Annotated in this window: 19 protein-coding genes, 1 tRNA gene and 1 riboswitch; of the genes, 7 read left to right on the forward strand and 13 right to left on the reverse strand. The window is 35.7% G+C overall.

What is annotated here, in order from left to right; translation table 11 throughout:
• Positions 1–25: 25 nt before the first annotated feature.
• From JAZ75_RS13950 to JAZ75_RS13960, 3 genes are all read right to left on the reverse strand, one after another.
• Entirely contained in the window at positions 26–316 is a 291-nt protein-coding gene (locus tag JAZ75_RS13950; protein ID WP_132772114.1) for a hypothetical protein, read from the reverse strand.
• Positions 317–379: 63 nt separating this feature from the next.
• Positions 380–2,626, reverse strand: coding sequence for a Tex family protein (locus tag JAZ75_RS13955; protein WP_208696170.1), 2,247 nt, complete (start codon positions 2,624–2,626; stop codon positions 380–382).
• Positions 2,627–2,722: 96 nt separating this feature from the next.
• On the reverse strand, positions 2,723–3,238 hold the full coding sequence (locus JAZ75_RS13960) for a twin-arginine translocase TatA/TatE family subunit (RefSeq protein WP_208696172.1): 516 nt from the start codon (positions 3,236–3,238) through the stop codon (positions 2,723–2,725).
• A 208-nt stretch (positions 3,239–3,446) separates the two neighbouring features.
• On the opposite strand from JAZ75_RS13960, the gene JAZ75_RS13965 reads away from it, so the two are divergent.
• Positions 3,447–4,802, forward strand: coding sequence for an MATE family efflux transporter (locus tag JAZ75_RS13965; protein ID WP_183915860.1), 1,356 nt, complete (start codon positions 3,447–3,449; stop codon positions 4,800–4,802).
• A gap of 57 nt (positions 4,803–4,859) precedes the next feature.
• On the opposite strand, the gene JAZ75_RS13970 is transcribed toward JAZ75_RS13965, so the two are convergent.
• From JAZ75_RS13970 to JAZ75_RS13980, 3 genes are all read right to left on the reverse strand, one after another.
• Positions 4,860–6,251: a dihydrolipoamide acetyltransferase family protein gene (locus JAZ75_RS13970; RefSeq protein WP_208696174.1), complete on the reverse strand. Its 1,392-nt coding sequence runs from the start codon at positions 6,249–6,251 to the stop codon at positions 4,860–4,862.
• Between the two features lie 107 nt (positions 6,252–6,358).
• On the reverse strand, positions 6,359–7,621 hold the full coding sequence (locus JAZ75_RS13975; protein ID WP_208696176.1) for a competence/damage-inducible protein A: 1,263 nt from the start codon (positions 7,619–7,621) through the stop codon (positions 6,359–6,361).
• Positions 7,622–7,723: 102 nt separating this feature from the next.
• The gene (locus JAZ75_RS13980) at positions 7,724–10,369 is read right to left on the reverse strand and encodes a putative LPS assembly protein LptD (protein WP_232789197.1); all 2,646 of its coding nucleotides are present in this window, start codon (positions 10,367–10,369) and stop codon (positions 7,724–7,726) included.
• A 171-nt stretch (positions 10,370–10,540) separates the two neighbouring features.
• Between JAZ75_RS13980 and JAZ75_RS13985 the strand changes: the two genes are divergently transcribed.
• Positions 10,541–11,371: an N-acetylmuramoyl-L-alanine amidase gene (locus JAZ75_RS13985; RefSeq protein WP_232789198.1), complete on the forward strand. Its 831-nt coding sequence runs from the start codon at positions 10,541–10,543 to the stop codon at positions 11,369–11,371.
• Between the two features lie 69 nt (positions 11,372–11,440).
• Positions 11,441–12,394, forward strand: a complete 954-nt coding sequence (locus tag JAZ75_RS13990; protein ID WP_021189627.1) for an MlaD family protein — start codon at positions 11,441–11,443, stop codon at positions 12,392–12,394.
• 40 nt (positions 12,395–12,434) lie between these two features.
• Here JAZ75_RS13990 and JAZ75_RS13995 read toward each other — a convergent pair whose 3' ends face one another.
• Together JAZ75_RS13995 and JAZ75_RS14000 are read right to left on the reverse strand one after the other, a co-directional pair.
• Entirely contained in the window at positions 12,435–14,519 is a 2,085-nt protein-coding gene (locus JAZ75_RS13995; protein ID WP_208696178.1) for a S9 family peptidase, read from the reverse strand.
• A gap of 319 nt (positions 14,520–14,838) precedes the next feature.
• Positions 14,839–15,102 (reverse strand): hypothetical protein, encoded by a 264-nt coding sequence (locus JAZ75_RS14000; RefSeq protein WP_021189623.1) that lies wholly within the window; start codon positions 15,100–15,102, stop codon positions 14,839–14,841.
• A gap of 35 nt (positions 15,103–15,137) precedes the next feature.
• A riboswitch (SAM-I-IV-variant riboswitch) is annotated at positions 15,138–15,231 on the reverse strand.
• A 521-nt stretch (positions 15,232–15,752) separates the two neighbouring features.
• Here JAZ75_RS14000 and JAZ75_RS14005 point away from each other — a divergent pair.
• Positions 15,753–16,382 (forward strand): DUF6266 family protein, encoded by a 630-nt coding sequence (locus JAZ75_RS14005; protein ID WP_208696180.1) that lies wholly within the window; start codon positions 15,753–15,755, stop codon positions 16,380–16,382.
• Between the two features lie 90 nt (positions 16,383–16,472).
• On the opposite strand, the gene creD is transcribed toward JAZ75_RS14005, so the two are convergent.
• From creD to JAZ75_RS14025, 4 genes are read right to left on the reverse strand one after another with little or no spacing between them, the layout of a single operon-like run.
• Positions 16,473–17,915 (reverse strand): cell envelope integrity protein CreD, encoded by a 1,443-nt coding sequence (gene creD / locus JAZ75_RS14010; protein WP_208696182.1) that lies wholly within the window; start codon positions 17,913–17,915, stop codon positions 16,473–16,475.
• A 10-nt stretch (positions 17,916–17,925) separates the two neighbouring features.
• A complete protein-coding gene (locus JAZ75_RS14015; protein WP_132772124.1) occupies positions 17,926–18,429 on the reverse strand; it encodes a Coq4 family protein in 504 nt (167 codons plus the stop codon).
• 50 nt (positions 18,430–18,479) lie between these two features.
• Entirely contained in the window at positions 18,480–18,782 is a 303-nt protein-coding gene (locus JAZ75_RS14020) for a winged helix-turn-helix domain-containing protein (RefSeq protein WP_021189616.1), read from the reverse strand.
• Entirely contained in the window at positions 18,782–19,399 is a 618-nt protein-coding gene (locus JAZ75_RS14025; RefSeq protein ID WP_208696184.1) for a hypothetical protein, read from the reverse strand. The genes JAZ75_RS14020 and JAZ75_RS14025 overlap by 1 nt, the downstream gene beginning before the upstream one ends.
• Before the next feature lie 158 nt (positions 19,400–19,557).
• Here JAZ75_RS14025 and JAZ75_RS14030 point away from each other — a divergent pair.
• Positions 19,558–19,639 (forward strand) — tRNA-Leu (locus JAZ75_RS14030).
• A 77-nt stretch (positions 19,640–19,716) separates the two neighbouring features.
• A complete protein-coding gene (locus JAZ75_RS14035; protein ID WP_183915837.1) occupies positions 19,717–21,042 on the forward strand; it encodes a trigger factor in 1,326 nt (441 codons plus the stop codon).
• A gap of 220 nt (positions 21,043–21,262) precedes the next feature.
• Here JAZ75_RS14035 and JAZ75_RS14040 read toward each other — a convergent pair whose 3' ends face one another.
• Positions 21,263–25,645: a translocation/assembly module TamB domain-containing protein gene (locus tag JAZ75_RS14040; protein WP_208696187.1), complete on the reverse strand. Its 4,383-nt coding sequence runs from the start codon at positions 25,643–25,645 to the stop codon at positions 21,263–21,265.
• Positions 25,646–25,665: 20 nt separating this feature from the next.
• Here JAZ75_RS14040 and tsaD point away from each other — a divergent pair, with 20 nt between their 5' ends.
• Positions 25,666–26,667: a tRNA (adenosine(37)-N6)-threonylcarbamoyltransferase complex transferase subunit TsaD gene (tsaD, locus tag JAZ75_RS14045; protein WP_183915832.1), complete on the forward strand. Its 1,002-nt coding sequence runs from the start codon at positions 25,666–25,668 to the stop codon at positions 26,665–26,667.
• Positions 26,668–26,706: the final 39 nt, after the last annotated feature.

Below are 26,706 nucleotides of genomic sequence, written 5' to 3' on the forward strand. Positions count from 1 at the left end.
TTCTTTGAGATAACCTTTTTTTGTGTTAAAATAAATGAATGCGAACCAATTGTTCCCATTCGTCGTCAAGTGAGCCTATAAATTCAGGTTTCTTGGCTCGGTTATACCAGTAGCGTGCATTCCAAAGATCTTTTTCTTTGCGGTGTAGGTAAGCATGCACATGTGCCGATTTTGAATCTTGTAGATGATCGATTAAATCATGGGCTTTTTGCCAATCACCTTTTTTATCCCACCAAAGTGATTCGAGCCATATAGAAAGTTCAGACGGTGGAACTGCCAATACGGTTGAAGATGAAAATTTTTCAAATGTTAACATGCTTCTAAAATAGCGAATAATGTCAACATAAAAGGGTGATTTTATTAAAATCACCCTTTTATGTTATTTAAATCGGCTTGCTAATGCGGCTAATTTTGAAGCCATATCAGTCTCAGGTTCTTTTTCTTTTCGCTCTTTGTTGTGAAAACTTTTTTGCTCGCGTTTCGGTTTTGGTGTTGAGGCCGCGTCATTTGTTTTCATAGAAAGGCCGATACGATTTCTTTTCTCATCAATTTCGGTTACTGTAACCTCTACATGTTGTTGTACTTTTACTACTTCGTGCGGATCAGAAATAAAACGGTTCGACAGTTGGCTCAAATGTACCAGTCCATCTTGGTGAACGCCAATATCAACGAAAGCACCAAAATTGGTAATATTAGTGATGATACCCGGTAATTTCATTCCTACCCTTAAATCCGATACTGCATTTACACCATCAGTAAAAGCGAAAGCTTCGAATTTTTCACGTGGATCCAGTCCTGGTTTTGCCAATTCGGCGATAATATCATTCAGTGTCGGAAGACCAACTTCATCTGAAATATAATTTTTTAGTGGTATTGTTTTCCTTAGTTCGGCATTATTCAACAGCTCCTGAACATTTGTTTTAAGATCTTTAGCCATTTGCTCGACTAATTTATAGCGTTCAGGATGTACTGCTGATGAATCTAAAGGATTTTCAGCATTGCGGATTCGTAAAAATCCGGCGGCCTGTTCAAAAGCTTTATCTCCCAACCTAGGTACTTTCTTCAATTCACGACGTGATTTGAAAGGTCCGTTTTCTTTTCTGTAATTGATGATTGATTGTGCCAAAGCAGGACCTAAACCAGATACGTAAGCTAGAATTTGTTTTGATGCGGTATTTAATTCAACACCTACATTATTCACACAGCTCATAACTGTATCGTCTAGTGAGCTCTGTAATTTGTTTTGATCAACGTCATGTTGATATTGTCCTACACCGATCGATTTTGGATCGATTTTCACTAACTCTGCTAACGGATCCATCAACCTGCGACCAATAGAGACAGCGCCACGCACCGTAATATCCTGATCCGGGAATTCATCTCGTGCAGTTTCTGATGCAGAATAAATAGAAGCGCCACTTTCATTAACCATCACAATAGTAACTTGATCTAGATTCAGTTTACGGATGAAATCTTCTGTTTCCCGACCTGCTGTACCATTGCCGATAGCAATGGCTTCGATATCATATTTTTTTACCAAGTAAGGTATAGTCCGCGTTGCTTCTGCCAGACCTCCGGCACCACTATGTGGAAATATAGCAGTATTTTCTAGTAAAGCACCTTGCTGATCCAACACGACAGTTTTACAGCCCGTTCTAAATCCAGGATCGATTGCTAAAATTCTTTTCTGTCCTAATGGGGCCGCCAAAAGTAGTTGACGTACATTATCTGCAAATACTTTGATAGCTTCTTCATCCGCTTTCTGACGTGTCAAAACTCGAATTTCAGTTTCCATAGAAGGTTTTAATAGTCTCTTAAAGCTATCTGTTAAGGCTAAGCGAACTTGCGCAGCTGCTTCATTATTCGCTTTGATATAAATGTGGTCAATTGCAGGAATAACTTCTTCTTCAGCAACTTCGATATCCAAATAAAGAAGTTCCTCTTTCTCACCACGTCGCATGGCCAAGACACGATGTGAAGGTGCATTTTTTAATGATTCTGACCATTCGTAATAATCTTTATATTTTAATGCAGCTTCTTCTTTTCCTGGAACTACTCGAGATACAAATTGACCTTTGTCCACAAATATTTTACGCGCTTTATCTCTTACTTCAGCATTTTCAGCAATAGTCTCTGCAATAATATCGCGGGCACCTGATAGTGCCTCATCGATCGAGTTAACACCTTTTTCTTCATCAATAAGTGATGCCGCTAAATCGGTGAAATCTGTACGTTCCTGCGCTAACAGCAGGTCAGCAAGCGGTTGCAGTCCCTTTTCTCTGGCCATACTTGCACGTGTTTTACGCTTAGGCTTATAGGGAAGGTAAATGTCTTCTAGATTTGCCATCGTCTCTACATTCTGGATTTTTAACGCTAGTTCTGGAGTTAATTTTCCTTGATCTGAGATGGATTTTAAGATGGCTTCCCTTCTTTTATCTAAGTCACGTAATTGCTGAATACGGTCACGGATGGTCGTAATTTGTACTTCATCTAGACTGCCCGTCATCTCTTTTCTATAACGTGAGATAAAGGGTACAGTAGCACCTTCATCTAATAATCCGATTGTTGTTTGTACTTGTTTTTCGCTAATCGCTAATTCCTTCGAAACTATAATTTCGTGTGTCATAAATAGGGAATGTAATATTTATTAAAATAGAAAGCTGCTGGAAATAATCCAACAGCTTTATTTGACGATATCTTATTGAAAATAATAGGCTTAAACTTATGCTTCTTTAGAAGGCTCTTCTGCTTTTTTAGCTGGATCAACTGCTGTTTTTTCAACAGATTCAGTTGTATTATCCTCAGTTGCCTCTGTTTGTCCGTTATCTGCAAAATGATCGTTGTAACCATATTGAAAATGGTTTGGCTCTTCACCATATTCAGGCTGACGGCTATACTGCATAGTTCCTTCAGGTGCTGTAAACTGAGGCGTCTTCTTTTCGGATTCTTCTTTGTTTTCAGCTTCAGCTTCTTCTTTTACTTTTTGTTCTGCTGCTTGGGCTTCTGCCAAAGGATTTTCCTCTATTTTTAAATCAATGTCTTTTTCGAAATTATTAATTTGATCGGAAATTTCTCTTTTGATACCTTCTGAAGCATCTTTAAACTCTCTGATCCCACGCCCTAGACCTCTTGCCAATTCAGGAAGTTTTTTACCCCCAAATAATAAAAGAGCGATGACCAGAATCAACATCATTTCTGATGTTCCTATGTTAAGAAATGCAAATATTTGACTGTACATTTTACTATCGTTTTAATAAATTATAAATGCTAAGTTACAGCAATATTTTAAAAATGAAATAGTGTTTAAGGAAATATTAACATTTCAATTGTAAAAATTTAGTGTGCTAATTTGACATTTTCATTATGATTTATTGATAGATAAGAAATGTAGGATTGGGAAAAATCTCGTACTTTTGGAATCTTTTCAAATTAAGTAGCGGGAAAATATGTTGAAGCGATTAAAATCTTACAAGCCTTATTATTGGAGCACTTTTATACTGGCAGGACCAGTTGTGATCTCTCAACTTGGTCATACCATGGTACATATGGCAGACAGTGTCATTGTAGGGCATTTTGCAGGTACAGTTCCTTTGGCTGCGGTATCATTGGTCAATGCGGTCTTTATGGTCGTTATGGTTATTGGTTTAGGTATTGCTTACGGAATTACCCCATTAATTGCGCAGGAAAATGGACGTGGTAATAAAGAAGAATGTGCTAAGTTGCTTTCGAATAGTATTTGGATGAATGCCATAGCAGGGATACTCTTATTTTGCCTCGTATATTTTGGTTCTATGTTGGCTATTGATCATCTAGACCAAGATCCTGCGGTGGTAAAAGAGGCGAAACCTTATTTACTTATTCTGAGTTTATCTATCTTTCCTTTGATGATTTTCAGTGCATTTAAGCAATTTGCTGAAGGTTTAGGTTTTACTAAACAAGCCATGAATATTACCATATGGGGCAATGTTCTCAACATTATCTTGGCCGTTATTTTTGTTAAAGGAATGTTTGGTATCAAACCTATGGGAGTCAGTGGGGTAGGATACAGTACGTTGATCGACCGTATTATGATGATGGTCGTCATGTTGTTCTATGTTATGAAATCTTCTTATTTTCAGCCTTATATCAGTAAATTTAAACTATGGGCTGTTGATCTTATCCGGGTTCGAAAAATCTTAAAAATAGGAGCACCTGTTGCCATGCAATATGTCTTTGAAATCGGCGCATTTGCAGGGGCCTCATTGATTGCTGGTACTATTGGTGCTGTTGAGCAAGCTTCACATCAGGTTGCTATTCAATTAGCTGCTATGACTTATATGATGGCAAGTGGAATTGCGGCGGCTGCAACTATTAAAACAGGGAATAGCTTTGGTAACAAAAACTTCTTTCGTTTACAGCGTTTTGCAGTTTCCTCTTATCAATTGGTTTTAGTATTTATGACACTGACGGCTTCACTTTTTGCTATCTTTAATAACTACCTTCCTTTTATTTTTACACAGGACATGGCAGTCGTTACTATTGCAGCTCATTTGTTGATTATAGCTGGATTATTTCAGCTTTTTGATGGAACTCAGGTTGTAGGTTTAGGCATATTAAGAGGTATGGGGGATGTCAATATCCCGACATTAATCACTTTTATTGCCTATTGGATCATCGGATTGCCAAGTGGATATTTTATGGGAGTTCATTTAGGAATGGGCGTAGAAGGAATCTGGTATGGTTTAACTTTGGGCTTGCTCACATCGTCTGTTTTATTATACTGGCGTTACCGTATTGTAATTCATAAACATTTGAATGCTTAGCATAACAAAAAGGCTTCTTTTAATTTAAAAGAAGCCTTTTTGTTATGCTATAAAACGTTAGATTTCGCGATTAATATCCCAGTTCTCTAAATAATCGGCCACTCTTTTCAAAAATGTTCCTCCCAATGCTCCATCTATGACACGATGATCATAAGATAGCGAAAGATACATCATCTGTCTGATACCAATTAGATCACCATGTTCTGTTTCAATAACAGCAGGTTTCTTCTTAATAGTACCAACGGCCAGAATAGCTGCTTGAGGCTGATTGATAATGGGGGTACCCATGATATTTCCAAAAGCACCAATATTAGTAAAGGTAAATGTCCCACCTTGGGTATCATCAGGTTTTAACTTGTTAGCACGTGAGCGATTAGCCAGATCATTGACAGATTTGCTAAGTCCCACTAAGCTTAATTGATCTGCATTTTTGATTACAGGAACAATTAGATTACCATTTGGAAGAGCGGCGGCCATTCCAATATTGATATTTTTCTTTTTGATAATATGATTCCCATCAACAGAAATATTGACCATAGGGAAGTCTTTTAGCGCTTTAGCGATTGCTTCAATAAAAATAGGAGTGAAGGTGATATTTTCGCCATCTCTCTTTTTATACACCTCTTTCGCCTTATTGCGCCAGTTGACCAAATTAGTAACATCTGCTTCCACAAAAGAACATACATGTGGTGAAGTCTGTACACTTTTCACCATATGATCTGCGATGATCTTGCGCATACGGTCCATCTCGATGATTTCATCCCCGCCTGAATTTATAGTATGAGCAGTTTCAACTGGAGTTGCAGCATACTGTTCTTTTTTCTCGGGAACAACAGTTGCTACTGGTTGAGTTGCACGTGTGCTAGTATAATCAGTGCCAGTCTGCTCTCTTTTGCGTGTTACATATTTTAAAATATCTTCTTTGGTTACACGTCCCTCAGAACCTGTTCCAACAACCTGATCTAACTCTTGTTGACTTAAGCCTTCATGAGAAGCTATATTTTTGACTAAAGGAGAATAGAATCTAATTCCATTATGAATGCTGGACTGATGATTTTCAATAGCAGGTTGAATCTGATTTAATCCTGGTATTTCTATTTTTTTATCTTCAATCTGAATCGTAGTCGGAGTAACTTCTATTTTGTCTTGATTTTTCTCTAATGCTGATTGTGTATCTACTGTTGGAGATTCTAATCCATCTTGGTCACCTTCGATCTCAATAATGGCAATTATATCACCTACTTGTGCAACTTGATCAATTGAAAAAAGTTGTTCTTTTAATATTCCTTTTACTGGAGAAGGTACATCCGAATCGACTTTATCAGTTGCTATTTCTAAAATTGCTTCATCTTCACTAATGGTATCACCTGGTTGTTTTAACCATTTTGTTACAGTAGCTTCAGATACACTTTCCCCCATTTTAGGAAGTAATAATTTATATAATGCCATAATAATTCAACTGCAATCCTTTTAAATACTAAGTTAGTTATTTTAAGGTTTATATTTTACAAAGTAAAATATAATTTTTGATAAATCAATTTTTGCGGAATAATATTTTACAAATCAATGCCTATCTGATGTTCTTTGACAAGTAATTGCCAAAGCATGAAAAGCGCTAATTGTCTGGTTCGTTCGATATTTATTGTTCTGTCATTTTGAAATTGGAACTTTCTGGCAATGGTTTCTTTTTCACCGGCAATTGCGATCCAAACTGTACCTACCGGCTTTTCTGGAGTACCTCCTGTTGGCCCTGCAATTCCACTGGTTGCAACCGCGTAGTTTGTATCAAATTTATGTTTAGCAACTTGAGCCATTTCAATAACAGTCTGTTCACTTACTGCTCCGTATTGACTCAGTGTTTCTTCTTTAACATCCAAAAGCTGTTGCTTTAGCTTATTCGAATAAGGAACGGTACCACCCACATACATCGCACTACAGCCAGGCACCGCAGTGATCATAGCGGCAAGACTGCCTCCAGTACAGCTTTCTGCTGTTGTTAACGTTAACTGGTGACGAATAAATTTCTGAATTAAAAAATTTTCTATTGAGGTGTCATGATTTGCAATGACATGATCAGCAAGTCTGTCGATCAGCTTACTTGAGAATTCTTTTGTTTCTTTTGTAATGTCGTCTTTATGAGATCCAGTTCCCGATAGCCGGAGCCTAACAAAGGCAAGGGTGGGCAAGTATGCGAGTTTAATATGTGTAGGTAATTCAGATTCTAGATCCGCTATTTTTTCAGCGAGATAAGATTCACCAATTCCTCCAACGATAATATTTTCCTGTGCCAGATAGGTTGTGTTATCTTGTTTATAAAGTATGGGTAATACTTGTGTGTTCATGAGATGTTTCATTTCAAAAGGAACACCAGGCATAAAGATATAGGTGGTAGCACCTTTTTTTATGAGCATACCCGGAGCAGTACCGTATTGATTGAACAGGATAGTACATCCTTTTAACACATCCGCTTGCTGTCTGTTGATTTCCAGCATTTCTTTTCCACGAGCTTCAAAAAATTGCGTTACATGCTGTAAGACTTTTTCATCGCGTTGCAGGAAAGTATTAAAATACTTCGCCGCAGTTTGCTTGGTTATATCATCTTTCGTAGGACCTAATCCCCCTGTAATAAGTACAACATCCGTCTGATCCTGACTATTGGATAATGCATTGAAGATGGCTTCCTCTTTGTCCGAGATCGAAAGGATCTGTGTTACGGAGATATTATTGTTTTGAAGCTGAGTCGCTATCCAGGCTGAATTGGTATCAATAATTTGACCGATCAGGATTTCATCTCCTATGGTTATAATTTGTGCTTTCATGGATATATAATAAAAGAAACGTACTGGTGTTGCGAGCAAAAGCTACCGAATTTCAATGTTGAATCTTTTAGGTCAATTAAAAATGTTAAAAAAAAGCAGTTATTAAAAATAACTGCCACCTGAACTATTCCTTTTCGAAAGTTTTAAATCTTGCAGGATTGAAGATTTAGCTCTTATCGTAATGTTATAACTTTGGTATCTTCCAAAAGGTGTCCATCCAATTGCCATATCCCAACAGTGAAGGTCTCTATAGATATTAAACTGTGTCAACGATATCTCTTTTGCTTTTAGATCGTAGCCCGAGTTAAAGGTTACTTTCCATTTCGGCGTTAAACTAAAATCACCATGAATATTTACCGTGCTCGTGATGGTCGAAACATGACCTGGCTTAGAATATTGGAAACTAAATGATCCGGCTAAGTTCCAAGGTATATTGAAATTCACAAACGCATTCGGGTCGGCACTGATGCGGGATAGAGCCTGTGCCTGTTCCGGAGTCATATTGGCTCCCATTTGGTTACGTAAAGAATCGATGTTATTATTTCTGTTTTTTGAGGCCTTTGGATTGAAACTATAATCAAATGAAAGACCGAAATTGGTCAAACGTGCAAGTTTACCATCACTGAACATATATTTATTATAGCGTTGTCCTGCTTGATCAATTGCATAGGGATCTAATGTTCCGTTGAAGTTAATGTTAATTTTTTCACCAAATACAGCAGTTCTTCCAGAGAAAGAGATGGGTGATAATTTCATGGAATCGGCCACAAAATTGTAGTTTCCACTAAATGATAAACCTTGTAGGATCGGAATTTTCTTAATTCCACCATCTGTCGTATCCGATTTACTTTTTACTTTAGCTTCGATATTATTATCAACAGAGAAACCTATTCCCATGGATTTTCCAGCCGAAGGTGAGCCGTATACATTCTTATCAAAAATAGAATAACGGTTTATGATTCCGTACTGATCCACATAGTTTTTATAAAAACCATACATGGCATCAGAAAAATCGGGTCTATAATTTAAATTGACAGATGGAGTGATGACGTGTCTTATAGCCTGTATTTTACCTATTTTTGGATAGCTACCATAGATTTTTGTTGATAGCCCGGTCGATAATGAATAGTCATAAGCTCTTCTGAAACCTTGGACTGTATCAAGGGCTTCAACATAACCTTGTTTGGTATTCTCCATTCGTTTACGGGTACTTTGTAAATACCATCTTTCCGTGTAATTCACACTTGTGTTGAATTGGAAATATTTTAAAGCATTTAAAGATAAACTGATCGGGATATTATGTTGAAATCCGTTTGTAAACTCTTTTAATGTTTCTTTTCTGAAAATTCTAGATTCGTTCGTGTTCAGGGTGTTGGTTCCCTGTAAGCTATAGCCGACATTGATTCGTTGAAACCATTTTTGTTCTCCCACGCGTTCTTTTGAATCAAAAGGATTGAAAGAAGAAACGTTTAAACTGAAATTTGGAAGTTGTAACTGAATATCACCTTTATTCATGTCCTGACGATGACTTAAAGTCGAAGTAAAGTTGACTTTTCCATCGGCAAATACACGTCCATAACTAATGGAAGAAGACATGTTGTTTTTGGTAATATCATTAAAATTATTGGTACCGTTAACACCCGTATTTTGAAAATATGATCCAGTTCCAAAATTTACATTCGCAGAAAAAGATGTTCCCGGATTTGCTTCCTGTCGCTGTGTATGGTTCCAGGTAACATTAAAATCTTTGTTAGTCCCATAATTATCTGTTCCTTCAACTCCGGCTTTGGTTGAGGCATAACGGATATTGAATCCACCATTATATTTATAGTTGACTGTATATCTTGTATTGATCGATGCTTCCCATGATCCTTTCGAATATAAGCTTCCTCGAACTTCACTATCCCAATAATCATTGAAAGCTAGATACCAACCGATGTCACGCATGGCAAATCCGCGGGTGTAATCTTCTCCAAATGATGGAAATAAAAAACCTGAAGATCTTTTGTCCGGTTTAGGGAAAAAGGCAAACGGGAAACCGATAAATTTTAAAGGTATGTTCTGTAATACGAGATAGGATGGACCTGCGATAATTTGGTTTTTAGTCACAATACCTTTGCTGAGAAAAATCCCGAAGTGTGTGTGTGGTTCTGGAAGATTACAGGTACTATACAGTCCATGATACAGCGACATTTCATCGTAAATATTCTTACGAACTACCTTTGCCTGGATATAACCTCCTTCTACATCAGTCATGATTCCGTAGGTATTACCTTCTTGTTTTTCGTAATCATATAGGAGGGAGTCGACCGTTTTAGGACTTTCAGCTCCAGTCATTACAATAGGACGCCCTACATACTTGCCATTATGGTCGATAATACCTGATGCAAATATTTGTTTTTTATTTCGGTCTAATCGAATATAATCGGCAGATAGTTCAAAATCTTGATACTTAACTTTAGCACCTCTATATAAGTGACTTATATTTTTATCGACTTCCGTACGTTGTGAATCTCTAGCGATGATACTGACCTCCGCCTGCAATCCACCCTTATTTTTGGTACTGTCTTTGCCGATAATTGTAGAATCTCGTTTAACACGAACGGAATCAGTTGTTCCTTTGACCGAAACAGAGTCTTTTAGACTCTTTGACGTTGTCTTTACGGGGGTTTTTTCTTGCGAAAATGTTGCAGAAACACTTAGCGAAAGAATAAGAAATATTGTTAAAATGTGTGTTAACGACTTCAAAATTAAAGACAAATGTTATTTTTGTAAAAATATTTAAACTAAGCTTGACAAAATTAGTCAAAAACAAATAGAAAGTGATGTTTTTTAACGAGATTAACATTTCCTATTTTTGTACCACAATATTACTCATTACATTTTGTTATTAAATTACAGAAATCAAAAAAAATATACATGAAATTAGATTTGAATATTAGAAAGCGGAAACTTATATTTTTTTTAGCTCCAGCGATTTTTCTATTTATGGTTTTGACGAGTGCTACTCCTCCAAGCAATACTATTTCTAAAGCGCATGTTACTCCTCCCCAGGATTATCAAATTAAAACAATTGTAATTGATGCCGGCCACGGTGGGAGGGATTCCGGAGCCAAAGGATCACGTTCTTTGGAAAAAAATATTGCTTTAGAGGTGGCTTTGAAATTAGGTAAAGAAATCGAAAGACAGTTGCCTGGAGTACGCGTAATGTTTACCCGTAGAACAGATGAGTTTATTGATTTATATAAGCGTATCCGAATGGCTAATGCTGCTAAGGCTGATATTTTTATATCGATTCATTGTAATTCTGCACCAGGAAGATCGTCAAGAGGTACAGAAACAATTGTATCAGGTTCACATCGCTTAGGTGAGCAGACTGCCGCAATTCGTGAAAATGCGTCCCTATTATTAGAGGAAAATTATAAAGAAAATTATCAGGGATTTGACCCAAAAGATCCAGAGAGTTATATCATCTTCTCTTTGATGAAAAATCAATACCGCGAGAAAAGTGTCAAATTAGCAAATCTGATGCAACAAGAATATGTCAAATCAGGAAGAGTAAGCCGAGGGATTCTGGAACAGGGATTGGCAGTATTAGCAGAAGCAGGAATGCCAGCGGTTTTGACCGAAATTGGTTTTGTAAATAATCGTGCAGAAGAAGACTATATGCTATCGGATGAAGGACAAAGTGAGATCGTACAAAACTTAGTCTCAGCAATCAGCGCATTCAAAAAAAGCGTAGAAAGATAAACTTATTTGCCATTGTCTTGTTTAAATGATAAATTGAGTTCAATAAAAACACCTTAAGGAAATATTATTTTGAAAATATCAAACGAGACTAAAGTCGGAATTTTAGCTGTAATAGCAGTAACATTATTATTTATAGGATATAGCTTTTTAAAAGGTAATGATGTATTTAGCAGTGATAATACCTATTATACATCTTATCAGGCAGTGGATGGTCTTACAGCCTCTAAGCCTGTATTAGTGAACGGATATCAGATTGGCCGTGTTTCTAAGATGACATTGCAACCAGATGGAAGCATTCTGACAGAATTTAAAATTAAAGCCGAGTACAAAGTTCCGAAAAATACCGTTGCACGTATAGCAAGTACAGATCTTCTGGGTGGAAAAGCAATTGTATTTGATATGGGCAATAGTACAGAAATGGCTAAAGATGGTGAAACATTAGCTTCAGGTATTCAGGCAAATATAATGGACAAAGTAGAGCCTATTCAGAAAAGAGTTGAAACCATCACCATAAAATTAGATTCTGTACTGACAGTTGTCAATTCTGTTTTGGACGATCAATTTCAAGAAGACTTTAAGCAAAGTGTTCATAGTATTTCAACATCTTTAAAAAATGTGGAGCTAATTACGAAAGATGTAGAAGGTCTGGTTGGTTCGGAACGTAAAAGATTAACCACGATTATCTCTAATCTTGAAGTTATTACCAATACATTTAAAAATAATAGCGGTCAGATCACAGCTATCATGTCCAATTTGAATACTGTAACAGATAAAGCAGCTAAATTAGATTTCCAACAAACTATGGATAAAGCTAATATGGCTATGACTGACTTCCAAACAATCGTAGATAAGATCAACAAAGGGCAGGGTTCAATTGGATTATTGATCAATGATAATAAGCTTTATGATAATTTGAATAATGCTTCAGAAAGCCTTGATCACCTTATGAAAGATATTAAAGAGAAGCCGGGAAAATACATTAAGCTTTCCATCTTTGGTAAAAAGGGAGAGCAGGAGAAATAAAATTAAAAAGGCTTGAAGTTTACCTTCAAGCCTTTTTAATTTATAAGGTTTCTTTCAGCCATCCGAAAAATTCTCTTTGCCATACCTGAGCATTATGCCCTGATAACACCCAGTGATTTTCGTCTGGTAAATAAACTAATCTACTTTTGATTTTCTTCAATTGAGCAGCCTGAAAAGCACCTAGTCCCTGGCCAATCGGCACGCGGTAGTCATGACCTCCTTGAAAGATTAATATTGGTGTATTCCACTTGTCAACATATTCAGAAGGGTTGAATTCGGTATATGATTTTACATTTGCTTTATCCCAATAAGGACCGCCTAGTTCGTGGTTCGCGAAAAACAATTCTTCTGTTGTACCATACCAACTTCTCATATCGAATAAGCCGTTATGTGCAATTAATGTTTTAAATCTATTTTCATGTACTCCAGCCAGCATATATACTGAATAACCACCATAACTAGCACCGATAGCAGCACGACGTGTTGTATCTACATATTTCTCTTTAGAAATATCATCAATGGCAGATAAATAATCCCTTATAGGCTGTCCGCCCCAATCTTTGGATATTGCTTCATTCCATTTGACTCCCCAGCCAGGCATCCCGCGACGATTTGGAGCGATCACAATATAACCTTGAGAAGCGATAAGCTGTAGATTCCAACGGAATGAGTAAAACTGGGTCAGTGCAGACTGAGGTCCACCTTCGCAATATAAAATCGTTGGGTATTTTTTTGTTGGATCAAAATCTGGCGGATAAATTACCCAAGAAAAAAGATCTTGGCCATCAGAAGCTTTTGTAATTCTGGATTCAATTTTATTATCACTGATATGAGCATACATTTTATCATTGACAGTCGTCAATGCCGTTAACTTTTTATTCGCTAAGTCATATTTGTAAATCTCTGTAGCTCTTGTGAATTTTGTTGATGTTACGATCAACTGATTGGCTACCTGTCCCACAATTCCTGTGATATCAAAATTTCCTTCAGAGATTTGTTTAATCGATGCTAAAGATTTGTTTTTTAAATTAGTAGGAACAGTCAGTTCGAAAAGTTGTACGGTACCTTTGGATGGTGCCACAAAATAAATCTTACGATTGTCCTTGCTCCATATGAAAGAGTTTACTGTGCCGTCCCAATGTGCAGTAAGATTTAAACGCTGAGATGATGCTTTATCGAAAATAATGATATCATTTTTATCGGCTTCGTAACCATCTTTTTTCATACTTAGCCAAGTTAACTTAGTTCCATCTGGACTGTAAGTCGGGTTGGTATCATAGCCATTCATACCCTCAGTCAGATTTGTTGTTTGCTTAGAAGTAAGATCATAGCGGTAGATATCCGTATTTGTACTCACGGCATACTCTGTTCCAAACCTTTTTTTACTGACATATAGCACAGCTTTACTATCTGGTGTCCACTCAAAATCTTCAGAACCGCCAAATGGCATTTGAGGGCTATAGAAAGGCTCATCCTGCAATAAATCAATTGCTTCGCCAATCTTACCGTTGTTATAGCTGGCTACAAATGGATGATTGAATTTTCCATTATTGAACGTGTCCCAATGACGGTAGTCAAGATTGTCAAAAACATAAGCGTCAGATTTTGGTAAATCAGGATATTTGTCGGTACTGTGATATTTTTTGATTAAAACTGCTTTGCTAAATAAAATATATTGACCATTTGGAGATAGCTTTACATTTTCTAGATCAGTTTCGCTGTGTGTCAATTGTATAGCTTCACCTTTATATCTATTCTTTTTCCAAAGTTGCCCTTTGAACAAGTAAATGATATCGCCATTTTCTGTAATCTGTACGACAGACTCACCGCCCTTTTCACTTGTTAGAGGAGCTGTGTTACCTGTTTCTAGGGATAATGTGTAAAGGTTTTTTTCCGAACTGTTTGTTTCTATAGCATAATTAGAGACACCATATACTAAAGTTTTTCCATCTGTTGAAATTCCTTCTCCAGAAACACGGCCTAATTTCCAAAGTGTCTGCGGATCTAATGGTGCTTTTGCGGTGTTTTCCATATTAAGAACCATTTTGGTTTCTTTGTTTTCCTGAGCTATTGATGCCGAAGCGCATAATAAAATGGAAAGCGTTATTAAAGATTTTTTTTTCATAAAGAATACGAATATGAACAGGCAAGATACAAAATCTAAGATCATTTAACATATTAAATAAAGTATTGGAGAAAGAAAACAAGGTGAAGGAATTGTTCAGAATGACGCGATATCACTTTGTGTTAAACTATTGAAGGGAATTGGAGAAATTATAAAATACTATCTTAGCGCATTAAAAAAAGCATAGCATTGATATTAGTGACTGAAAATTATATAGAATTAGTTGGATAAAAAAAGCTTCACTCAGTGCTCAAAAAGGAAGGGCTATTTAACCTTTTTAGCGCTGAGTGAATACGCAATTTTAAAGCTGTCTTTGCTCTTATTGGAGAATCGGGATAAGCGTATTTTCCTCTAATCTTACTGCGACATACTTTACGGAAGTAAAACCATCTTCTCTAGAAATGATGTTGGAAAGATCTAGCCCTCTTTTAGAAAAAGTACTTATGAGCGCAGTGCGGAATGTAGATTTGGAAGAACCCCAACCTTTTTCCGATACCGTATCATTGTTGAGCTGTATCAGTTCGTTGATTGAATAATAACTGAATTTTTCCAGTAAATGTTGATAAAGATTTGGTGTTGACATACAATTTAAAAATTTAAAGGATTAAACCATAAACTGTATCCAGATATTTTTGGTCGAAACCCATATTAATTTACCACCGCGGTTATGTAACTCGGTTGGTATTGCAACGTGCAATTCTGAATACTCTACAAAGTTAGTAGATTTTATTTTGTTTCAAAATTTATTTTAAAATAATTAATTCATGATGAGAATTTTATGAAGGAGATTGACGTTTTTTTTCCATTATTTAAATAATTATACACGCTATGTTTCCACAAATAGCGTGTATAATTGATAATCAATAGTAGCATTAATTGCGTATTTCCCTCCTATCCCTTCAAAAGGAGGGATCTTGACCGATCATTATGTATGTGCTGTCTCGTTATACAAACTGATGTGATATGAGTGTTACACTCTTAGATATTGTAATACTCTTACTAGTAAAATACGGTTACATAACTATATATCTCATTACTATATTTAGAGATATATTAGAGTCATTATAGAGGGTTTCTAGAGGGTTTATAGAGGTAAAGCACTATAAAACCTCTATTTAACCTCTTTATAACTTCTATATTATCACTTTAATTATTATATTAGAACAGCATGATATATAGATGTAATCTTAGTAGGTCATGCATCTTAACCAATTTCCAATATAACCTAGTAATATGGCAATATTAAAAGCAGGAATAAATGGACCCTTTTCGGGTAAAGTCGGAAACGTAGTAGGGTATCAGTTAAATGGACAATCCGTTATCCGCTCTCTACCATTTGTTATAAAAAGAGCTCCAAGTAAGTTAACGATCATTAATCGCATGCGGATGAAGGTCGTATCCCAATTTTTGACATATGTTAAAAAACCGATTGCGTTTGGTTATAAAAATATAGCCCCTAAAGGTAGCCGTGTTGGGGCTTTTCAATCAGCTCAATCCTATTTATTCAATAATGCGATCGATTATGATGCAGACAACATGCCCTATATTAATCCTGAAAAAGTATTAGTTTTCCGAGGAGATATGACACCACCGCTGCTTATTAAGGTAGAGCGGAAGGATAATAAACTTCATGTCGAATGGAATAAGGATGCATGTAAAGGTTATTCAGCTGCGGTGGTTGTCCTGGCATATGTTATAGAAAAGTACGCTGCTTTGAACGAGGGTGCGGCGATCTCAAACGAAGGCAAAATGGTATGGGAACATCAGCTGTTCAATAGCGATGAACAAGTACATATCTATGTCGGTTTCTACGATATGCTTAATGATGAGTTTTCAGATTCTGTATATGGGGGGTGTGTATAAATTTAATAAGATATACCATATCTTATTATTTTCTTTTAAGGAGTATCAAGATATATGTTAAATATATCTTGATACCTTCTGTTGCCAATCTCATCGTTTATCGTATTGATACCAATTGATCTTTGTGGATATGCGCATTAAAATTGCCAATATGATAAATATACCTATTGTACCCACTATGAGTGAATAATCACGTAATTGCATTAAGATAAATATGAAACTATAGAAAATGGAAAGTATTCCAGAAAAGATAAGTGCAGACCTGCTATCATTGGTAATAGATTTAATGAATGAAGCGATAAGAATAATAGTAGCTAATGCGGCTAGTAGGTAAGCGAGGTTGAAACCCAGATGCTCACTAATGGAAAGAAGCAGTGAGTAAAAGAGTACCATAGCAAAACCAATCAGCATATACTGTATAAGATGTATGCGTTGTTTTTTTATAATTTCTGTGAAAAACAGTGCTGCAAATGTTAGAATAATAATCAAAATTCCATATTTGGCTACACGGGTAGTTTTTTGATAATTATTGACTTCCTCTAAGAAGTTGATTTGAATCATATCTTTTTCTGTCGCTATACTGCTCTCAGTGGTAGTGATAGGTTCGACAGTACTGCTATATCCTTCACTGACGGCATTACTGATTTCATAATTGTTTTTAATTTCATACAGTTTCTCTGCTTCACCAACCCATTGTTGCGAAAATTTACGGTTGAAACTTGGAATATTCCAGGTTGCCTCAAAATTGTTCCCTGTTATATTTCGGTCATCGGCTAAAACGGCACCGTTAAAACTTGGATTAGCCCAATTTCCCTGGGTATGGATCTTAGTCTGTTTTGCCAATGGAAGGAAGTTAATGGATTGCGAACCTCTTACATTAAATTTAATTTGAAAATTACCTAAGGTTGTTTTTGTTTGAGAAAGATCGATGGCTGCAATCATGTTATTCTCAAAAGGATTTAGAGCAGACATATTAGGTTCGAAGTCAATTTTCGTTTGATTGAAAACCAAACTTGGAGATGCTCCAAGCCCTTTAAGATCACTTAAACCAATCAGTATTTTGGCATTTTTCCATTCTAGTTCCTGACCGCTCAAGTCTATTTTGTTAAAATCGATCGCATCAAAGGAACCTTTTAAATCAAGTTGGGCATTGTAGACGACGCTTTTATAAATACCTCTTTTAAGCGATTCTGGTGAAATCACACTATTAATGTCCAATGATTTTGGCATTAGGTAAACGTATTGTGTTATGTAGGTATTCTTAGTGGAGATGATGTTCTTATCCGTAGTTACAATTTCTTTTACAACCTGATAGGGGATGGCAATAATAGGGCCTGATATCACCTGTTGACCAGCCCATTTAAATGCAATTTCACTGCTTACTTCTGACTGTCTATTTTTTCTTTCTTCAATAAGATCCTTCACCCAGAATAATGGGATTAGCAGTAATAGAACCAGTACAACAATGGTACTCAGTTTGGCGAAAATAGATGAACCAATACGTTCTAAGAGGGGTGTTTTATTTGTTTCCATGATTTTAAATTTATAATGCTGTTAAATTATGATGGTTAAGGTGTGTTTTTAAATTAAAAGATAAGCTGTTTTTGATTTCAGCTAAAGGAATTTTCAATAATGCCTTAAAATCCAGATCATAGAATTTTTGCATAGAATTTCCTTTTGCTAATGCTCTGAAGTACGTTTTTAGATATTCGGGATATATACAGGTCCCTATTCCAATCATGGCAAATTGGTATAAACTTATCTTTCCATTGCCAAGTAATAGATACTGCATAGCAACTTCGTCCTGTATTTCTGTGCCGCACTCTGTGATGACATGAAACACATCGTGATTCTCTAGTTTTGGGATAACATCAAAACCTTTCTCTTGATAGAATATACCTATATGATATCCCAAAGAGTCTTTCGGGAATTTTAGGAAATCTTCTTTACTGATTTTCCAAGCTGATTTATTTTGCTTAAATAACTCTGTGTAAATCTTTTGACTGGAGTTGTACAAAGCGAGCATTATGGTTAATCGTATTTTCATGTTTTTTATTTTAAAAGTACTTTGAAATTCAAAGTAAATGGATAAAAAAATTATTTGTATTGTTGTTTGATCAATTTTTCAAGAGCCTTTAAATGTTCTTCGAAAGCCCTTTCACCTTCGGTTGTTCTTCTATATCGTGTATTTGGTTTTCTGTCGACAAAGGTTTTAAAAACTTCGATGTATTTTTCCTTTTCCAATGTTTTCAAATTAGAAGCCAGATTTCCATCAGTGACATCCAGTATGGATTTTAATGAATTAAAATCATATTCGTCATTAGCCATCAATACGCTCATGATCTGTAAGCGGACTTTATTTTCAAATACTTTATTATACTGTGTTAAGTCTAAATTCACTATTCGTATTTTTTATGAACGATTACTCCATATATGATATGTAGAACTCCAAATCCCAATGCCCAAAAAATAATTCCATTGCCTGGAAAAAGCAAAGCTAATAGTCCTAAGACAATTTCTAAAATTCCAAGACCTTTTATTTCACTAAATGTATAATGACTACCGGCTGTAAGTGCCAGACCGTAAAAAATCAATAGGATAGAGGATACCACCGCATAGTTTTCTTTAAAGATAGCTATGATGGCAAATAGGCCTCCAGTACAAAGCGGAACTGCCATTGCAAACAATAAAGCCCGGCTTGTGGTATTCCATATATTTTGGCGGTTAGCTTTAGCTTTTTTTATGGCCATGTAGACTCCTGTAAAGATAGAGGCTATTAAAACGAGTATAGCTGTTGTTAGAAGTTTCATGATAATCAATGGTTCATTGACATAATGATCCCGATAACCCATTTGACTATCAAAGCCATAAACTTCATAGTAGGCATATGCTGCTCCTAGTAGTGCATATGTACCAATAAGAACACTTGAAATCCCGCTAATGGAAATAAATTTGCTAGATTTTTCCATTAAATTCCGAATACTTGCTATTTCTTTTACTAAATCTTCTTGTTTCATAAAAGTACTTTGTTTTTCAAAGTAAATGAATAAGAATGAATTATGCAAATTTATTTTTTACCATAAAATATAAATTAGAAAATAATGAAAATTTATTGAGAAAAGACTTGCATCATATACGTTTCGTTTCTATCTTTGTGCCAACAAGAAATCCTAATGCGGAAGTGGCGTAATTGGTAGCCGCACCAGACTTAGGATCTGGCGTCGCAAGACGTGGGGGTTCGAGTCCCTTCTTCCGCACTTGAATGTCCTCCCGAAATTAAATCATCGGGAGGATTTTTTTTTATCAAAATAATGCGTAACGGTTTAGAAAGAGTATGAACATTTCACACGAAAAAGTTGACGCGATCAACGCAGTAATTAAAGTTGATTTAGCGCCAGAAGATTATAACCCACAAGTAGACAAAGAAATCAAGGATCAAGCTAAAAAAGCTAAATTACCTGGATTCCGCCCTGGTTTAGTGCCTGCAGCACATATTAGACGTACTTATGGTAAATCAATTTTGTTGGATACAGTAAACAAAATTGTTAATGATAAAATTACAGCGTACATCGGCGAGAATAAATTAGAAGTTTTAGGTCAACCTCTTCCTATTGAAGAAACGGCTACATATAACTGGGACTATAAAGATAACTTCCAATTTAAGTATGAAATTGGTTTAGCTCCAGAATTTGTAAATCCTTTCACTAAAGAAGCTGAATTTACAGAATATGACATTAAGGCTGATGATGAAACTTTAGAATCACGTATTAAAAATTTACGTCGTAGCTATGGTAAAATGACTAACCCTGAAGTTTCTGAAGAAGGTGATGTCTTATACGCTACGTTGAAACAAGATAAAGAAGACGGTATTGAGAAAACAACTTCGGTACGTACTGATATTATCGAAGATGCAAAAATTAAAAAATCTTTAGTAGGTCTTAAACAAGATGATACGGTTAAGATTGATATTAAAAAAGCATTCAATGCTGAAGATATCTCCCGTATTTTAGGAATCACTCCTGAGGAGGTTGAAGCTTTGGACGTTACTAAATTTGAGTTAACGGTAAAAAATATCAACCGTTTAGAAGAGTCTGATTTAAATCAGGAGTTCTTCAATAAATTGTTTGCTGAAGGCGAAGTTACTGAAGAAGCTGAATTCAGAACAAAAGTAAAAGAAGAAGTTGAAAACTTATTCAAACAAAATTCTGACCAACGTTTACGTAATGATATGTATACTTTCGGTATGGAAAAAGTTGATGTAGCTTTTCCAGAAGAGTTTTTGAAAAGATGGTTAAAAGCAACGAACCCAAGTATCTCTGAAGAAGAGTTGAACGAAGGTTTTGCTGATTTCTTGAATAACTTGAAATGGACGATCATTGAGAACCGTGTTGTTACTGAAAATGGTCTTGAAGTTAAATATGATGAAGTAATCAATTTGGCAAAAGAGCGTATTTATGCGCAGATCAAAATGTACAACATCAATGAGGAGCCAAGTGATGAGCAATTATCGCAATATGCAATTCAAATGTTGCAAGATAGAGAGCAAGGAAACCGTTTGTTCGAAGAAGCAAAAGCACTTAAAGTGTTCGAATTCTTAAAAGAGCAAATTAAAATCAATAAAGAAGAGATCGAATATAGTGCATTCGAAAAATTAGCGTAAGCTATTTAACTTCTAATCATATAAAAGCCTTTCCATATTTTGGAAAGGCTTTTTTAGTTGCAATTAATGGTTTCTAAGCTTGATATATTATCAAGTGAGCCTTTGACAAGAAAGTTTTAGTATAACTACACGAGCTTTTATATAACCTTCATGTTGTTTGCACCAAAATGGTCTATTTGTTTTTAATTGAATAAATTATTAAGCTGTTGAAGGGCTATTGCTATTTCGCTTTTTTCTTTTTTCCAAATGGAAACATCCGCGATAGAAATTCTGAAAAGGAATTGAACTCCTGACGGTATACTAAACCCACGGCACTTACATACTCCTCACCATTAGGATTGATAAGGAAATTCCGTGTATTTAGACGGTTAGACCCTCTTAGAAGTAAACGACCATCTTTACGAAGATAAAACAGGGCTTCTGCATCCGTAGTTACACGGTCCGAGAATACATTTAAATCCGTGAGCTGGTTGCTCCTGTTATCTGTGATTCCACCCGTCAAGATTAAACGATCATTAAAAAGTCTCAGGGATGCTGAAGCATCATTTAAACTTTTAATATTGATGTCGAAAAAATTGATATTTAGAGATTCTGCAATGATATTATTTAATTGATTGAATGCAATTTCAGTTCCGGCAGATAATAAGGTATTGTTGACTTCTTTACCGAAGTCAGTCTGTGATCCTGGCGTAAAGCTTCTGCGAACGATTAAACTGAGGGCTTGCTGATTGATGTTGTTAACATCTGAAAGATAACCTTGAAGTTCATCTTTGACATATGGATCCTGAGGAAAGTTGAGATCAAAATTTATTTCGGGCTGACTCAATAAACCTTTTAGATTCATATCCGCCTGGGCAAGAATTCGTTGCGGATTGTCTGTTTGTCCTGCCGCATTATAAAGAGGGGACAGGGAAGTTCTTTGTTGGTAGATCGCAGTCAAATTAATGTTGGCTTCAGCGGGTTTACCAGCCCAGCGAATAGTTCCTCCTTCTTTAAGATCGAAGATCTTATTCAGATAATCCTGTGCTTTAAAATTGAATTTACCCGAACTGATGATGTAATCGCCGAACATTCCAAAGTCACCTAGAGAGCTGATATTCATTGTGATATTTCCTGTTCCACGTCCAGATACACCACCTAAAGTAGTATATAAATTCATTTCTGCATTTGGACTTAAAGAAAGATCCATATTCATCGTGATACCATTGAAACTTTTTCTTTTAATCTGTTCGGAGGTAATTGCGCTATCTGGAGAAACGAAATAGATAAAATCGTTATCACTGATTGTCATCGAACTATTGAAGGGAATGTTAATAACTGTATTGTCTTCCGACTTAGCTTTGATATCGATATTGATAGCTGAAGTTAGACCTTTGAAGTTGAAATCACCACTGGCATATGCTGTTCCATAATAAAGATTGTTGTCCTTAAGCGTAGTGTTGAGCGTTAAAAAATTATTCGCTCTTACCTTAATATCAATAGTCGGATCGGAAAGCTTATTTAGATCGACCATACCATTGACAAGGGCTTCACTGTTTTTAGTATCAAGAATTTTAAAATTATTAAGGAAAATACCATTTGATACTATAATGGCTTTATCAGTAAGATGGTAGGGAGTCCTTAAATAATTGATGATAAATGATGCATCGGTGAAATTAGCATTTCCACTTATTTTTGGCTTGTCGATATTTCCTTTGATATCAAGCTCACCATGGACTCTTCCTTGGAGATTTGAAACTAATGATTTCAAAAAAGGTTGGAAAAGGATAAGATCAGTATTCTTTAGGGAAGCCTTGAGATTTATTTTATCCTCCTCCTCTTTGATATTATAGGTGCCGGCAAGTGTAATGCTTTTGTTCCCATCATCGATTTTACTGTCTAAATGGACAATATTGGCATTTTGGTCGTAATTTGCCTTTAAGCTAAGCTGACCAATCGGAAGTTGGTTATAAAGGATCGGATTTGTCTGTAGGTTAGCAATAAAATATGGGGATTTAAAAAGGGAATTGATTTCAAGATTACCATTCATTGCTCCTGACATAGTAATGCCAAGTGGTTTTGTAATACCATTTAAAGAACTTAGATTAAAATCTTTGAATAAGATATTCAATTGGTCGCTTTCAGCATTAGACAATATCCCATTGAGCAGTACTTTTTGTTCGTCATGCTGTAACGTCAAATCTTGCAAGAACCATTTCCCTTTGGAAACTTTAAGTTCTGAACCCTGGGTAAGTGACCATTGGTTTTTATTAATAATAATAGTTGATGGATCAAAACTGATAAATGCAGGCTTCTGGTGAGCAAAACGAATAACACCATTAAGATCAAGGTTATTACTAGCATCTAGTTCGGATAATTTTATATTGAAACGTAAACTATCATTGGAAAGAATGTTAGCAATATTTACATTTTTAATATAGGTGCTATCCGTGAGATTTATACGGTCTGCTGAAGCTGATACAGACATGGATTCTGTATTGGAGATCTGATCTACAATAAGGTTAGAAATCTTTATGCCACTATATTTGAAAATGGGACTATATAAATTGAATTGTGCAGCGTTTTCCTCGCTTGAAAATTTAGCGTGCATAGTTGCTCCGCTATCGAGGCTGATTTCCTTTTTAAAGAAGGTCGCGATGGGTTCAAATGATTTGATTTGAAGGTCCAGTTCAAAGTTTTGATTATTGTACAGCTCTTTTTCAAAACCAATTGCAGGTGCATAGCGCATGGCAAGCATTTTAAAATAAGGAACAATTGTTTTTAGATCAATCTGTCCAATAAGCGACGCAACAACAACATCGGAAGATACCGTCAGTAATCGGTTGATTTCATCTCCGGACGCTTGGAATACAACTTCTTTGATATCAAATGTACCTTTTTTTGTACTGAAATTGATGTTGTTTGCTTTCAGATCGCCGACAAGATTATTGATGTTCGATCCTTTTAAATTAGTTTCTATCGTTGTGTTGTGAACAATTATACTATCTTGTTGTGAAAGATGAAGTGCATATAAATTGGTTTCATGAATACCTGCTACTAGATTGTATAGAACGGAGGTATCTGACCAGTCTACATCTGTTTGAAAGTCTATACTTGCATTTGGGTCTTTAATGGAACCAGATCCTTTAAATTTTTCTTCAGCTATAATTCCCGATATTGGAATCTGTTGATAGGTATAATTTCTGAAATTAAAATTTTCTAAATTACCATCTAGATCTATTGAAAGTGTTTTTGATGAACTTCCTTTACCTTTTAAATTGAAGTTAAACCCTGTTGTTTTTAAAAGACTATTGTTCAAAAATCTTCCTATATCAAAAGATTTCGATTCGTAAAGACCAGAAAATTGTGTTTCATTTTGAAAGTTTAAAGATGACTTGGTACTAAGCGCTCCTAACTCTGTTTTTAATTCTCCATCAATATGAAAATTATTATAAAGCCCATGTAAATCTCCCTGGTACGAAACTGTATTTAATATTTTTACGATTTCTGGAAGTTTAAAATTCTTGTTATTGCTCAGTTTTGGAAGAATAACCTGCAGGTCAGCGTAGGTTGATTGTAATGATAGGTCTGTTAGTTTAAAATCTGTCTGATCGATATCCGGTAGACCAATGATCTTAACGTTGCCCTTTAATTTAGTTGCTTTTTCTGTCTCAATTTGTATATTCTTTGCATCAATATGATTTACGCGACCTTGAGCTGTGGCCTGCTTTATTTTTAAATCAAACTTGACCCGGTGCATTGATGAAGAAAAGAAGGCTATATCTTCTGAATTTAAAATGGAATTTTTGATTCTTAGGCTTACATTAACCCGATTGTTAAAATCAGAAAAGTCATCAAAACTATTAAATTCTAATTTGACAAAGTCTTTTATCGTTGATTTATTCGTGATCAATAAAAGCTTATCCAATTGAATTCTCTTGTTGCTCACAAATGCTTTTGCAACTAATCCTTTAACCTCCAATCCTTTTTTTTCCCGAAGATTTAATTGCTTAATGTCAACTTGTATGGATTTGTCCGTAAGTTTTATATTTCGAAAGTCGGCATTTAATTGTTTAATGTCTAGGTCGCCAAAATCCACAACTTTCGCATAATGTTTCTTGGTATGATCAAGATAGCGAAACTGATTATTTATTAATTCCAGTTGTTTTAAATCAAAATTTAAATTTTTACTGACTTTCTTTTCCTTTTTCTTTGGTGGAGTAAAGTACTGCAATAAAAACTGAATGTTTGAGCTGTCTTTATAAGCCTGATAATAAGCTGTGGTATTTTCTAGTGTAAGTTTATTGATAACAATTTTTTTGTCATCCCAGTATTGATTTAAATCTACCGATGCATTTAGCTTTTCAGCAATCAAAATCGTATCACCATGTGGACTGTATAATTCAAACCCTTCTAGAACCAAAGAACGAAAGGGTTTAAAATATATTTTTTTAAGAGCGATTTTTGTATTTAATTCTTTGGAGAGATAAGAAACAGCTCGCTTGGCAATAAAATTCTGAACGGACTCTAATTGTAACGATAGTAGCAATACCCCTAACAAAACGAGTATGCTAGCCAGTGTAATCAGTGCTATTTTAATTATTTTTTTGATACTTTTGTACAATTATTAATTACCCCAAAGCTATGGCTGTTATTTTAGGTATTGAATCATCTTGCGATGAAACATCTGCTTCAATTTGTATCGACGGTGAAATATTTTCTAATGTTATTGCTACTCAGGCGATTCATGCTAAGTATGGGGGCGTTGTTCCCGAATTAGCATCGCGTGCGCATCAACAAAATATTATTCCTACAGTAGAAGAAGCCATTCGCACTGCAAAAATACATAAAAATCAAATAGATGCAGTAGCTTTTACACGTGGTCCTGGATTATTAGGCGCATTGTTGGTTGGAACTTCATTTGCAAAGTCTTTTGCTCTTGCTCGTAATATCCCCTTGATAGATGTCAATCACATGCAAGCTCATATATTAGCGCATTTTATTGAAGATCCTAAACCTACTTTCCCATTTTTATGCCTTACTGTATCGGGAGGACACACACAAATTGTGCTGGTGAAAGATTATTTCGAAATGGAGATTTTAGGGCAGACGTTAGATGATGCCGCCGGCGAGGCGTTTGACAAAACAGCAAAAATTCTAAATTTACCATACCCGGGTGGACCGCTAATCGATAAACATGCACAAAACGGTAACCCAGATGCCTATAAACTTCCTGAACCTCAAATACAGGGTTTAGATTTTAGTTTTTCGGGACTGAAGACAGCGATTCTTTATATGGTGCAAAAGGAGGAAAAAGCTGACCCCGATTTTCTGAAAAATCATATGGATGATGTGTGTGCTTCAGTTCAATCGCGTATTGTATCCATATTGCTTAATAAACTGAAAAAGGCAGCCAAAGAAACTGGAGTGAAAGATATTGCGATTGCTGGTGGCGTTTCGGCAAACTCTGGTTTAAGAAGAGAGTTGCTAGCAATGGGTGAACGGTATAAATGGAATGTGTTTATACCTAAGTTTGAGTACTGTACTGATAATGCAGCTATGATTGCAATAGCAGGATATCAAAAATATTTAATTAACGATTTTGTTGGACAAGATGTCGGCCCATTGGCGCGTATGCCTATGTAGCACACGGATCCCGATCATAAAAAAAGACTAGTTGTTTAA

This window comes from Sphingobacterium sp. UDSM-2020, from assembly GCF_016132525.1.
In the GTDB taxonomy this organism is placed as follows: Bacteria; Bacteroidota; Bacteroidia; order Sphingobacteriales; family Sphingobacteriaceae; genus Sphingobacterium; species Sphingobacterium anhuiense.

What these genes read in the sequence shown, in the direction of transcription:
- JAZ75_RS13950 (WP_132772114.1), bottom strand. Translation starts at nt 316, where the DNA reads ATGTTAACATTTGAAAAATTTTCATCTTCAACCGTATTGGCAGTTCCA.
- JAZ75_RS13955 (WP_208696170.1), bottom strand. Translation starts at nt 2,626, where the DNA reads ATGACACACGAAATTATAGTTTCGAAGGAATTAGCGATTAGCGAAAAA.
- JAZ75_RS13960 (WP_208696172.1), bottom strand. Translation starts at nt 3,238, where the DNA reads ATGTACAGTCAAATATTTGCATTTCTTAACATAGGAACATCAGAAATG.
- JAZ75_RS13965 (WP_183915860.1), top strand. Translation starts at nt 3,447, where the DNA reads ATGTTGAAGCGATTAAAATCTTACAAGCCTTATTATTGGAGCACTTTT.
- JAZ75_RS13970 (WP_208696174.1), bottom strand. Translation starts at nt 6,251, where the DNA reads ATGGCATTATATAAATTATTACTTCCTAAAATGGGGGAAAGTGTATCT.
- JAZ75_RS13975 (WP_208696176.1), bottom strand. Translation starts at nt 7,621, where the DNA reads ATGAAAGCACAAATTATAACCATAGGAGATGAAATCCTGATCGGTCAA.
- JAZ75_RS13985 (WP_232789198.1), top strand. Translation starts at nt 10,541, where the DNA reads ATGAAATTAGATTTGAATATTAGAAAGCGGAAACTTATATTTTTTTTA.
- JAZ75_RS13995 (WP_208696178.1), bottom strand. Translation starts at nt 14,519, where the DNA reads ATGAAAAAAAAATCTTTAATAACGCTTTCCATTTTATTATGCGCTTCG.
- JAZ75_RS14000 (WP_021189623.1), bottom strand. Translation starts at nt 15,102, where the DNA reads ATGTCAACACCAAATCTTTATCAACATTTACTGGAAAAATTCAGTTAT.
- JAZ75_RS14005 (WP_208696180.1), top strand. Translation starts at nt 15,753, where the DNA reads ATGGCAATATTAAAAGCAGGAATAAATGGACCCTTTTCGGGTAAAGTC.
- creD (WP_208696182.1), bottom strand. Translation starts at nt 17,915, where the DNA reads ATGGAAACAAATAAAACACCCCTCTTAGAACGTATTGGTTCATCTATT.
- JAZ75_RS14015 (WP_132772124.1), bottom strand. Translation starts at nt 18,429, where the DNA reads ATGAAAATACGATTAACCATAATGCTCGCTTTGTACAACTCCAGTCAA.
- JAZ75_RS14025 (WP_208696184.1), bottom strand. Translation starts at nt 19,399, where the DNA reads ATGAAACAAGAAGATTTAGTAAAAGAAATAGCAAGTATTCGGAATTTA.
- JAZ75_RS14035 (WP_183915837.1), top strand. Translation starts at nt 19,717, where the DNA reads ATGAACATTTCACACGAAAAAGTTGACGCGATCAACGCAGTAATTAAA.
- tsaD (WP_183915832.1), top strand. Translation starts at nt 25,666, where the DNA reads ATGGCTGTTATTTTAGGTATTGAATCATCTTGCGATGAAACATCTGCT.